Origin of the sequence: Bradyrhizobium sp. HKCCYLS20291, from assembly GCF_051167715.1 — a bacterium.
In the GTDB taxonomy this organism is placed as follows: Bacteria; Pseudomonadota; Alphaproteobacteria; order Rhizobiales; family Xanthobacteraceae; genus Bradyrhizobium.
On sequence record NZ_JBNPTO010000025.1, the window covers coordinates 77914 to 90824 of the forward strand.

General features: G+C 60.0%; 2 protein-coding genes. One reads left to right on the forward strand and one right to left on the reverse strand.

Features of this window, described 5'->3' with window-relative positions:
* The first annotated feature begins 197 nt into the window (after positions 1–197).
* Entirely contained in the window at positions 198–554 is a 357-nt protein-coding gene (locus ACQR07_RS34630; protein WP_434906521.1) for an IS1096 element passenger TnpR family protein, read from the forward strand.
* Between the two features lie 494 nt (positions 555–1048).
* Here ACQR07_RS34630 and ACQR07_RS34635 read toward each other — a convergent pair whose 3' ends face one another.
* Positions 1049–12880: a hypothetical protein gene (locus ACQR07_RS34635; protein ID WP_434906522.1), complete on the reverse strand. Its 11832-nt coding sequence runs from the start codon at positions 12878–12880 to the stop codon at positions 1049–1051.
* Between the last annotated feature and the right edge of the window lie 31 nt (positions 12881–12911).

A 12911-nucleotide genomic window follows, 5' to 3' on the forward strand; every position in this document is an offset into this window, starting at 1 on the left:
GGAGGACGCCGGAGCAGTCCGAGATGAACATCTTCGGGGTGTCTGCAAGCAGAGCTGCGTCGTCGCGACGATGCGGCTTTTCGCATACCACAACCACGTGCTGGACCTCTGATCATGCAAAAGGTAAGGAATATGCTGGTCAAAACCTCCACTCGTCGACATTCCGTGCCGGACTCTGCGATCGCAGGTATACGCCAATGGATATCGCGCAACCCAACGTTCGACCCGGGGCTTTCAAACCCGGAGGAACCGAATGCGCTGTACGTGTTCGATTGGGGCGGCGCAGACCGCAGCGCGTTATTGCCTGTCCCCTCCTGCTCGAGGCTGCCGCTCGTTGTCCTCCGGAAGACGTCCACGGTGCTCCGGGTTATGCCAGAATGTCTGGACGCCATCAGCGACCCTGCTCATCTGCTCATCCAGAGCACGAACATATGCGCCGCTGGGGCCCCGAGCAGTTCGATCCTAACGTCGTCGACCGGAAGGCGCTCGAAGCCGCCGTCAAGGCATTGTGCGACAAATGGAAACCGCGGCGACGCGCCACGCGAGCTAAATAGACGTCAAGCGTCGATCAAGAGGGCCGCAGAGCTACGCTTAAGGTGTATCGCGTATCTGGCAAGTGAATCCTGACGGCGCGAAGCGGCGCTATACCGTGCGGCGAGACCATGAGGTCGATCGCATGTCTTTCATGGATGTCTGGCGGACGCATCGACTTCGACATGATCTGGACGAACCAGTCGATATCATCAGAATTGCACGAGGTTCTCAGCGAGATCGACGAGGCCCTCCGAAGGACAGCGGGCAACCGCATGGTAAGCGAGCGGGCTAAGAAGATCGGGTGTCGCGATGCGCATCGTGAAATTCCTCTCTCTATTCCGGACAAGCTTCCACCCGAGCTCTGCACTGACAAGCTTGCCGTTGGTCGAAGATCAGCGCGCCCTAGAAATGGGATAGATGAGGCCAGGATCTAGCGCAGGCGGGGAAGGTTCGACGTCAGAACGGAGGCCTTCATAAAACCCGGTCACAGCTGCCGCCAGCGAGAATCGACCGTCTATCCTGCCTCCGTCGGACGATATACGAGGCGATCTATTGATAGCAACGGGCGGCGACAGCTCTTCTCGATTTGGGAGTACACGGTGAGTGAGAAGATCCACTCGCCACCCCTCGTGGCGGGTTTTTTCGCTCTCGCCCACTCTGCCAACATGTTGGCGATTGTGGCGGAGGTGCCGGAGCTGACAGTTTGGCTCGAAAAGAGTCCAACAGGTAGGTAGGACACTAGGCCTTCACTCTGGTCCGTCTGTGGCACGATCTCATAGCCATAGGAAACACCAATTGTAACGATCTCATTCGTCGCGGCTCCGAAGAGAGCCTTGAAGGCTGTCGCCAAGGCGAGCTCGACCGATGTGCCGAGACGCGTGATGTCGATGCGTTCTGGCCATGTATTGAGTGGAGTGATGATCTCTGCTGCCTCGATGGTCGGTGTTCGATAAACAAAGCCTTCGTTGGTCTCCGGGCCATCATCACCCAATAGCTTTGGATTTCGGCGTACGCTCGTTGAGGCGCGGGCGTTCTGGAACGTACAAAGATCCAGGCCGCTCCACTCAAGTGTGATCTGCGGCAAGATGGCGGCGGGGATCGGCGACAGACTTGGAAAGTGGTAGGTTTGCACCTGCCCATCGGCCTTACCCTGGCCCAACTGGATACGGCTGCCGTCGGCTGCTCGGCAATAGGCGTCTGGCCAGTCGCCCGAAGGACCCGGTTTGGACTGTTCTGACACCAAGATTAGATCGTCCAAGTAGTAGGAGCCATCCTCGCCTTCGTAGGATGTGAGTCGGACGCGGAACTTGAAAGCCGTCAGCTGTGGAGTGGGTACGTCCTCCTCTACGCCAGTCTTGTTCTTGGTGGGATCGGGCACGATTGCAGCAGTCCAATGGCTATCCCAGGCATCTGCCACAGACGTGATCAGTTCGGCGAACGTTTTGCTTGCCGCATCGAGAACAGCTTTGTTCGACTCGCCTGAGGCTGTGAAGCCGGAAAGGATCGCCCAAAGCTCATCAGCAACGGCTATGTACTTCGCAAGCTCTGTTGCAACGTCTTTGGCGCAGGCTGCGTGGTTCAGCACCCCTGGCGGGACGTTGTAGGTCGTCGTGACCAGCAATTCGTCCTGTTCAGCATGCTCATGAGAGTATGTCAGACCATATGTCCACTGCATCGTCTGTCCGAGAGATGCAACAATCTCAGAGCTTGCGCGATAGGATTGGCCCAACAACGCTGGCAGGACTGGAAAGGCTCGTAGTGGAACCGGTACGGTCGCGGCGCCGAGCGACGTCTGGACGCCGCTCGGGATGATCTGGCTCGCGATAGGCGGGGCGAAACTCAGCCAGTCAGAATCTTCATAGTCGCTGGCGCCCTGAGTCTGGCGGATATTCATCTCAAGATCAAGGATGTCGTATGTGAGGTCAATCGGGACGTTCCGGTGGCGGGAGGGATCGGCGATCCTCATCAGAAACGTAACGAATGATTGCGGCGCATCCAGCGACACTTTTGCGGTCGTCAGATCGTAGGGCGGGGTTGAAGATTCGCCTTGTCCCGTTCTCGCAACGAATGGGTTCGCAGTCCCGAACAACCGTGCCGGTGGCAACTTCGAGCCTGGCACGGACCATGGTGACGAGACGGCCACATCATATTGGATCACTGCTGTCGTATCGTACGCTCTTGACAAGGTGGATTTCAGCTCCTGTGCGAGTCGACGGACTGCATCATTGCGGCCGCTTTCGAGCGACGGGTCCTTGAGGGTTAGTACCGCGTCCAGTCCCCGCGGTATGGCCTCCGAGAGCATCATTTTGGCGGTGAGAATCTGCATAAGGGCCGCCCGCGAGCCGTCGCGTTGATAAGTGCGGGTCACGTAAGGAGCTGTCAGAAAGAGGTCAACGTCAGTAAGAAAGCGTCTTGCCCAGGGTTCGATGTCAATTGCCTGATAGCTTGTAGGAGTCGCCGTCGAAGCGAGCGTGCCATCCGAGTTCAATTTGCGAACCGCAATAGAATCGCGAGTGACAAGATAGTTATAGAGTGGTCGGAGCGCCATAAAGCGCGGCCACTTCTTCTGCTCGTTCGGCGCCGGTACGCCCGGCTCAACCGTGACTGATGAAACTCCCTTTTCTCCGAAGTCGACGACCCAAAGGTCGGCTGCTATGCCTTTGACCCGGCCGGTAGCAAGTCGGAGCGATGGCAGCGCCATTCTGAGGGACGCAGAAAACGCATCAAGTGTAAGCGCTTCCTCGGTGCCGCTACCCTCCGGCTGCAATGGCGCCGGAACCATACTGTCGGCGCGCTCGGCAGGCCCGTCATGGTCTGGCGTCGCGAACTCAGGGCTAACTAGCGCTTTGTTCCGGGCGACCCTGAGAGACACCGAGAGAGGGAAGGCCGGATGCGAGAACGGGCCGACTTCCTGACCCAAGTTGGCTGCCAGCGTGATTGTTGCCGGCGGCAGCAATGCGCGTGCGCCTACGTTGAAGAAGGCGGTGTCATAATTGGCCCTTATGACATCCTTGATCCCGATCTGTATGCCTAGACTGGCGAAGCGCGACAGGATGCTGTTCAAGGTGTCGTGCTCACCGGTTGTAACCGAAATCGAGCCGTCGGCTGCAGAGATGCTGATGCCCTTGGCGATCAAACCGAGTAGCGCCGCGTTCGTCTGGGCGAACGACACGGCGCTCACACCATAGAGGGCTGGGATGGCATCAGGCGAGACACAGTTCGGGTCCTGATCGGAAGCGGGCAGGCGGGCGAGCGGACACACCAGAAGGGCGCCTGCGGCCAAGTAGCCGGACTTGCCTTCGATAGCCTCGACGACGTCCGCAAGCTGAATTATTGCGGATTGAGTCTGAAGGCGAAGCAGGACAGTCTGGAAACTGTCGCCCGCCTGCGTGGACGTCTGATAGGTCTTTCCCTCGACCGTGACGCTCAAGTTCTGGTCGCCCGCGATCGTCCCTGGCATTCTCAAGTTGGCGTGCGCCAAATTGACGTCGGTCGGTTCGGCATCTTCGGGAAGGTCGAATTTTTTCGCGATTTCGTCAATCGTGTCACCGGCCAGAACGGTGTAGGGAACGAACAGCCCAGTGGTGTCCCCTGCAATCGCCAGTGTGCCCGGCAGGACAAGCTCTGATGCAGGACGAATGCTGAGCGTTGGATTGGCACCAAGCAGTTGCTCAGGGGGACAACCGAACCGATCGGCAAACTCCAACAGGGTCTCCCGACTATCTGAATTGACGACCGCGCTTTGCGGAAACGCACCGAGACTGATGAGAGCTCCAGCATCGAACAGGTCGGCGACATTGTGATTGTTGGCGGCGAGCTCGGAGATGCTGGCTCCGCTTTGGTTGCTGGCCAAAGTATCGTCCGACGCCGCGACGTAGTGATTTGTCACGAGAATGGCACCGGACACGAACAGCCCCGGTCGCTGTGCGTTTGCGAAGGCAATTTCGCCCAGCGTCCGGTTGATCCCAAGCGCCTCGAACGCCGTCGCGACGTCGGTGAACGTCTTTATGGAGTTGCCATCAAGCGTTTTCTCGCCGATTTCGACCGTCACGCCGTCAATTTCAAAGACAAAGCCGTCAGCGAGCACGTTGCCCGCGAATGCATTGTCGCTGGCCAGCATCGCTGGCGATGTGTGATGCGTCTGCGCAACATATTCGAGAGATGCCGTTGGGATGGTTGGGGCAACTGTAATCTTTCGGGAGGGAATGGTGAGCATGACACCCGACCGCAGGGGAAGCACCGTGGCGTTGTCGGATAGCTCAAGGAGAGCGACGCCTGTTGGCGTTGGCCAGCCGGACGGAAGACTGGCGACCAGGGCATCGGGTGTGTCGCCTGCCGCAAAAACCCTGAATGCCGGAATTGTCAGCGCTGCTGGTCCAAACAGGTCGAAGATCCGGGTATTTGCGTTTGTCTGGGCCAGTGCCGCAAAGGTGGTCCCATAGCTCGCTGCAATCTGCTGCAACGTCAATGGGCTCAAGGCAGCCGGCCGAACAGGCACGAGTGACGCGGACGCGCGCGCCGCCAAATAGCCGGCTGATGCGAAGCACCAGAGCGGTGCAACGCCAATCGGCATCGCTTGGGGGGATCCGTCAACGGCCTGATAGAGAGTTGTCAACACTGAGGCGGTCACGTCAGGCTGAATCAACTGGTAATAGGACGTGACAGACCGCTCCGACTGGCGCGCCGCCGCGTCCAATGCAGCTGAGGGATCTTGATCGGGTCCCGGCATCAGGACGCCTGCTTGTGCGGCCAGTGTGATCGAAAGGGTCACTCCGTCAGTCGTCTTTGTAACCATGTACGAAGTGGTGACGGCGGGCCAGCTTCCGGGTGCCGTCAGAGGGTCAGTATAGCCGCAGATGAGCTGAAGCATGCCCGGAGTTGGATCACTGCTGTTGGAGGGCGGGGCAGTGACGTTGCCGAGAATATCCGCAAAGCCGAGTTGGATCTGAACCGACTGCCGAGCCTTTTGGCCTCCGATGCCCCTATACGGATCGAGATCCGGATCGGGCAGTCCCTTGACTGCGGGCGCTGCCGATGGAGGCCCAAAACGGGCAATCGGGATCGCCTGATCGTACCGCCAATATTGGCCGGGAGATGGGGGATCCAAACTGGCTCGTCCGGCTCGCTTCCAGCGTGCCAAGCGTTGCCGTTCCCAGCTTGCGAGCTGGAGTCCGTCATCGGCTTGCGGTCCCGCGGGTAGCCCGATCCTGGAGCTTTGGAAGGACGAGCCGGTGGCAGGCGAGAGTTGGTAGGTGAGCAGACTGAACAGCTGTTTGAGTTGGACATCTGCTGATCGGGTCTGCGTCTGGATCGGCTTGGGTAGTCCCAGAGTAAACCCGATGGTGCCTGGCGGCGCCAGTGCCTGGGTGACAAGTTCAGAGTTGTCGGTGGCTTCGACGAATAGTGCGTGTGCCGAGGCGTCCAGTCCCGCTCCGACGAGGGCGCAGGTATTGAAGGCGAAGAGCTGCCTTCCACTGGGGGCTGGCACTTGCTGCTCGCCCACGATGGCAAGCAAGGTCAAAGTCACATCGCCATTCTGCTCAAAGGCGCCGGAGGGAATATCTTCGCCGAGCCGCGTCGAAAATCTCAGATAATATCCACTTCCGCCGACCACGCTCCCTTCCCAGAGTAGCAACAGGAACGCGGAGAGGTCGCTCAATTTGGCGCCAAAAGGCGCTGGGTCATCTGCAGACTGATCGGTCGATAGTCGCGCGGCAGGTGGGACGGTTTCGGTCGACAAGTTGGATTTGACCAGGAACGTCTGGTTGAGATCGTTCGCGAGAACACGAAGGCCGCTGGTGTTGCCGGAGTCAGGCGCTGGCGCAATCATCAGGTAGGCGGTCGCAGATGGCGTATCTGGGTTGAGGAGATAGGCGCGAAGCGCAAGCAGGATCTGACGATCGCCGGGGCTGACCCCGCGCAGCTCATAAACGTGATCAGTGGGGTCGAGTCGACGAAGGCTGAAGGAGAAGTGGGTGGCAAACGTCGCGTTGAGAAGGGTGTCTGATTGGTCGCTCATATCGACGCGATTGCCGGCCCTGACAATCTCGAAGGGCGTCTTATCCGAGCGACGTGCGCGAGAAAGCAACGCATCGGGGAGCGGCCATAGACTTGGGTTGCCAGTGAGCGGGGTAATTCCGGCCTTTGGAATCGGCAGCGCTTCTGGCGCCTGCAATTCGACTCGTTGGTCAAGTCCGTAAGTGCGTGGGGTTTGTCCGGCCATTGCCAAGGGGGCGGGGCCGCCAACGGGAGAGAGACCAAGACCGCTGGCAGGATATCTCTTATCGAGGTCTGCATTGGTGTAGCTGAACTTGAGCGAGGCGACCGCCCCCGTATGGACAACCAGCCCTGGCGCTACGCGGCCTGGCCGCGTCAGTGCGCCGTTGAGTTCGTGCGCATGTGGTACACGCGCGAGAAGGGCGTCGAGTGTCTCGGACGAACCAACCGTGGTGGAATCCTGCAATTCGATCCAACCGAAGCCGCTATCAGCCGTGAAGGTGACGTTGAGGGCAGTGTCGTTCGGTTGATTGAGGTTCGGAGCGGGCCCGGTAAATTGTTGGCCGGTGAGGCCATAGAGCGCCGTCAATGGGCCGTTGGCAGTGATCTGCTTGGTGTCCTGATCGACGACCGGTCCTGGTAGTTGAAGCCCGGACAGCAGCAGCCTCGATGACAGGCCTGAGATGCTGGGAGGGGCTGCACCAGTCATCACCCGCGCAACAAGCGCGTCGATATCCTGTACAGGCAGATGACGGATGGTCAGTGTGAGCGGTGCGGTCGGGCTGCCCGAAAAGATGCCCATGGCTTCGATGCGACGGCCGAGATCGCTGACGCTCAGCCCGTAGGCCGTGGCGACGCTTGACAGAGTATCAGACGTGCCGGTCGTGACCTTGGCGTCAGCTATGGTGACGACCGCCAAGGGATCTAGGACTGCCGCGTTCGCCAGCCATCCGATCAGCCCTTTCAGGTTGTTGGTTTGGATGATGGTGCGCGAGGCCAGCAGTCTGACGGTCTCTCCAGGCAGGATGACGATCTTGATGGACGGCAGCGTGATCTCACCTTCGGCCCCTTGTTGAACCGAGTTACGAAATTGCGGCCAATCGGCGTCGGGGCCAGATCCGCTCGCAAAGTTCTGGGCGAGCGAGAGGGTTGCGCCGATTCGCATCAGCGTGTCGCCCGGAAGGGTGACATAGTTGATGGCGTTCTTCGGGTCAGGATCTCCGTTGGAAGCCGGTACAGAAAGGCTCGTCCCTGCGGGGATGGGCTTGTCATGGCCGACGCCACGGAGCGCTGTTGCGTTGAAATCAAAGACCGTCTGGGCATACCAGTCGGCCGAGGGAATATCGATCCGACCGAAGCAGCGGACGTAGAAGGCCGCCGCTGTCAAGACCGGGGTGAAACCGGACGGGGGAGTATACGTTGCCGCCGGAGTCGAAAAGCTCGATCCCGGGCGCAGGAGCCGAGGATGGTCGGCCAGATCCGTGCCTGCCAGGAGATCGGCCGCAAGGTTGAAGCCAAAGCTTGTGGCGATGCTCTGGAGCGTGTCACTGGCAGTGGCCTGGTAGTCGATCGCGCCAAGCGGGAGCAGAACGGACGGAGCGAGCGACACGTCGGCGTTGGCGAGAGCGACGGCTTCCGTGGAGACCCCGAGTTTCACCGAAATTGTGGCGCCGGCTCGGGCGCCTTGGAGCACAGTTTCCAGTCCCGGATTCAGGTCGAGGAGTTCCGCAGCTGTGCCCCCAAGGACGGCGGCGACGCTGTCGACTGTATCCCCGTTGCGTAGGGCGTACGGAATGGTGACATTTGGGAAGCTTGCCGCGACGGTCGCGAGTGAAACGTTCGTCGTGGCGGAGTAGGTCCACGCGGACATTGTGTCGCGAGCCGCTTTCGCAGCGGCTTTCGCGACCATGAGACACCAGTCGCAGAACAGATAGGTCGCGAACGATTCATATTGTTTCGGATCGTCAGCCGGGGCCGGACTGACCTGTGGCGTCAAGGGAAAAAATTGCGCACGGTATTGATCCACGCCCCATTCGTATAGCGGGCCGACCAGATTGTATTGGGCGAGATCGACGCCATTTGCCTGCGGCGAGGTCCACGTCAAAGCGGGTGGGATGGGTATCGCCATTCCACATTGAGCAGCCGGACTTCCACCAGGGTCACCAGCGATCTGAAGCGTCAGGTTGGTCGCAAAGAAGGTCGCAAGATTGCTCCACGAGAAGCCGTCGCTGGCGGTTTCTGATCGATCGATCTGCTCGGCAAGCAGTGCGAGCTGGCCCGCCGTGATCTTGCTGCCGGCACCACCCGCAGAGCCTGTGACTGCGGATATCGCCCAACGCAGGAACGCCTCGATGAGCAGGTCGGCGCTCAATTCTCCGATTTCGTTGGCGTGTGCGCTCGAGGAGGCGGAGCGTGCCAGCGTCTGTTGTGCCGAGGCGGAGCCGGGCGTGATCCCGTTTGGTGCGAACAACAGGAATGCGACCTGATAGTTTGGGTTCGGGTTGTCCGGCTTGGCGCCCGTCCAGCTTACGGGCACCTGGGTCAGGCTGAACGCCGGCAGCATCGTCAAGGGGATGTTGCGTGGAGAAGTCGAGAATACGGCGAGCTTCGGATTCCAGTTCAGGAGGTATGGCCCGTCAACCCCGGTCAATCTGGATGCCGGCAGGGCTGGACTGAGCCGACCGGTCCGACGAAGATCAGCGAGGTGTTCGGCGCGGAGATGCATGGTGCGACGGGCCGGATCACGCATGAGGGCCGGCAACACGTTCCTTCGCAGGCGTCGCTGCGTCGTTGTACCCTGACCGGACGCCAACACCCACGGCGTCGGGCTGGCGCGTCCGACCGTGAAGCTGATGTCGAGATCGACCTCAAACGTGAATTGGACTTCGATGAACAGGATCTCGACCGATGCCTCGATGCTGACGCCAACCGAAAGGCGGAACAGCGTGGGTTGGTAGGCCTCGAAAACCGCACTTGCCTGCGCGTAGGCGTCGATCGTGAGCGAAACCTTGATGACGGCGAAATCGGCTTGCGCATAGAGCCTGCCATGGATCGCGACGATCCCCTGGCCCCAATAGTACTTCGCCGGGGCCGTACCGTTGCTGGCAGGGTTGAACCAGCTCAGAACGCCCTGAAAAATGACCTCGAGCTCAACATAAACCCCTCCGGATAGCGGTCCGACCGAAATGTCCTTCCCCACGCCGACCGCGAGCCCGATGCCGAGCTCCATGACGGGTGAAAAATTGCCATTCGTGATGGCCGGTACTCGGCGCGACGTCGTTCCGTCCAGCAGGCCGAAATAGATCCCGCCACGTCCGATGAACGGAAATACCTGAACCGTAAACGAGCGGTCGTAGTCGCGGTCGTACGGAAATCCAAGGTCGACCAGAAAATTGCCGTTGGTATAGACTTCGACAGCAACGACGCCGAGCGTGATCGACACTTCGCCGAGCTCGATGTGACGGAACGCCTCCGGCAGGCGGAGCTCGACGCGGAACATGCCCACAGTATCGGAGATTTTCTTGTAGAGAATCTCGAAGCGCAGTCCGGCCGCCGACCCGACCTTCTCCCCACTGAGAGCAACGGCCAGACCGTAGAGCCGCGGGTCGTTGAAGACGAGAGCCAGATCGACTGCATCAAGCAGGCCAACCTCGAGACCGATCAGCCATTCGCTCTCCGGCGCGAACCGCATGGCGGCCCCGGTCGGCTGATCGAGCGGGTTGGTCGAGTCCTGATCTGGCTGTCGCATCGCCGAACGCAGCAGCGTGATGGTTTCGCTGACCGTGTTCGGCAGTTCGCTGTTGGGTGTTATCCGCTGTCCGAGGCCGAGGTAGCGAAGGTCGACCAGTTCATTGCCGTCGCCCGGAATGGCAGGCGGTGGATCCTTCACCACATTCCACGAGAGCGGCTTGCCAAAGGTGTATGTGCGGTTGAGCAGCCGTCCGGTCAGGATCAACTCGACCGCAGCTTCGCCGTCCCGGCGCGAGTATCGCACGCCGATCTGGTCGATATACATCAGAACGAGTTCGGAATCGACGGTGTAGACGAGATCGATCGACCGGTCGATTGGGTCGATGGTCAGCACGAAACGTGACAGTTCGATCCGGTTCAGGACGTCCCACGGAGGGTCGAGCTTGAAACCGAGAGTCGGAGCGGCCAGATCGACGAGGTATTCGAGGATCTCACCGAGGGTGACGCCGGTGAGCTGAAGCGAGAGCACCTGATGAGGCGGGTTCTCGCCGTGCCAGCCGGTGACGGCCGACAGCTTCGCGCCTCCAAATTCGACACTGAAGAGATAGGTTGGCTTTTCGACGCCGATGTCGATGGCGACGCCGACCGCGATCTTCTCGATGGCGAAGCGCCCCTCGAGCCGCCCGCGGACCGGGACATCCGAGCCCGCCTTTGCCACGTCGACGCTCGCGACGGCCGAGAAATGAAGCTGGCTGCCGAACAGTTGCGGCGACCATCTGCTCGCCATGGTGCCGGAGAGCGAGTACGCCTCGGAGCGAGTGGCGAAAGTGAGCGAAAGCCGCTCGATCAAGAGCGTAGGCAGGTCGGTGGGGGGGGGGATGCCGAGAAAATTGGATACCAGGCTGGTGAGTTCCAGGAACGAATCCGGGTAGAGTTGTCCGCTGAATATCCAGCCATCAAGTGAGTCGCTACCGCAATAAGCTGCCGATATCACGATGTAAGGGTCGGGATCGCCCGCCGGAGCTCCTCCTTCCAACACAATTTGTCCCGTGATGCCGCCCGTTACGGTTCCTTGGACGGCTTCGATCTTGAATAGGAGGGATGTGAGATGTAAGTACACATTGGTACCAAGCCGAATGGTCCAGATGGCGGCCGGAGCCTGGGCCGGATCGAGCTCCAATCCGAGCGGGGCAAGTGCGATCGTGCCCTCCGCATTGTAGGTCTGGCTACGAAGGTCCGCCATCACGGAAAGGTCCGTGATAGCGAGCGATTGGCTGGTTGAAGGCCCGCCATCGCCAAAGAACGCCCGGAATCCGGCGCCCAGCGGAATCCAGCTGTCGTCCTGCAACTTACCGGTTATGACAAATCGCGGGGTCATCGCCGTGACGTCGATAGCCACGCTGGTAGGCTCGGCCGACACGCCGGTCTCCAAATCTGGAGACGATGCTGGTCCTTCCGTGCCGGCGTTGGCTGCGCCGATCAAAAGCGTGCCGCCGATCGAGCCAGTGATGTAGTGCTCCTGTTTGCCGGCTATCGGGGTCCAGCCTACGACCCACCGGGTTGCCACGTTCGTAAGGCTCACGAACGGAATTGGCGGATTCCATGTCTTTTTTGAAGCTAGCGTCACTCCAATCTGCTTAAACTCAGGGGCAACTCCGCCGGCATCAATCGGGCCGACAACGAGTTCGATGTCGGACACGTAGAAACCAACAAGATCGAGAAATCCGGGAGGAAGAAACTGTCCAAGTGAGACCCCGACTAGGTCGTCAATGGGTTCGATACCCTTACTGAGTTCGCTGTTGGCGTCGGACTCGAATTGAGCCAGGAAATGCCAGGATTCGCCGACGAGCAGGATCGGCGTCGAGATCCTTCCGCGAATGCCGGGCCCGCTTCCGATCGAGAACGTACCCGCGAGTTTCAGGATCGAATAAGCCGTCAGACCTGCTTCTTCCTCGTCGAGGCCGCGGAAGGCTTGTATCTGCAGGCCGACGTCATTGACCGATAACGGACCAAGCTCCAGTCGCAGGCCGGTGGAGACCGCAATCAAATCGAGCTCCGGCGGCTCTGTGGAGTTCATCGGCATGGCAACGGTTCCATCGACGCGGAGCGGCCATGGAGCTAGCAGGTCGACGTGCTGAAGCAGCGCGGGCGGCGCTTGCGGCAATGGCAGCAATCCGGTCAGTCGCACCATCGCACCTGGCACGCTCCTGGCAGTGAACGTTGGTGCGTCCATGCGCATGAGCGTCAAAAAGGATGTTGTGTAGGAAGCGAACTGTCCCTCAAGTTGCTGAGATGGTGGCAAGACCGGAAACGTTCGTCCAAAAGTCCAGCCAGGGTTGTCTATGCTAAGAGCGAGTTCGAACTCGTCCGCGGACGATGCAGACGTGGCCATAACGCGCGCGGTGACATCGGTCTGAAACCCAAAGTCAGCTCCGGGGACGCAGAATTTGCCGATGCCTGTGAGCACCACCCCGCCAACGTCCAGACGAAGATGTGCCTGCGATAGCTCGTAGGACCCGACAATTCCGAAAAGAGACAGCACGCCGCGGAGTGATGCCAGAGCTGGAAGCGCAGACGCGGCGTAGAGGTCAATTTTAAAGTTGGGAGCGTTGCCAGTTAGGCTGGCGTTGAGTGCCGCGTAGACCGTAGTCAGCGACATGTCCGATATCCTCCGAGCTGCTTGCTGACGG

Bases quoted from the DNA above. Each gene is read 5' to 3' on its own strand.
- ACQR07_RS34630 (WP_434906521.1), top strand. From the start codon at position 198: ATGGATATCGCGCAACCCAACGTTCGACCCGGGGCTTTCAAACCCGGA.
- ACQR07_RS34635 (WP_434906522.1), bottom strand. From the start codon at position 12,880: ATGTCGCTGACTACGGTCTACGCGGCACTCAACGCCAGCCTAACTGGC.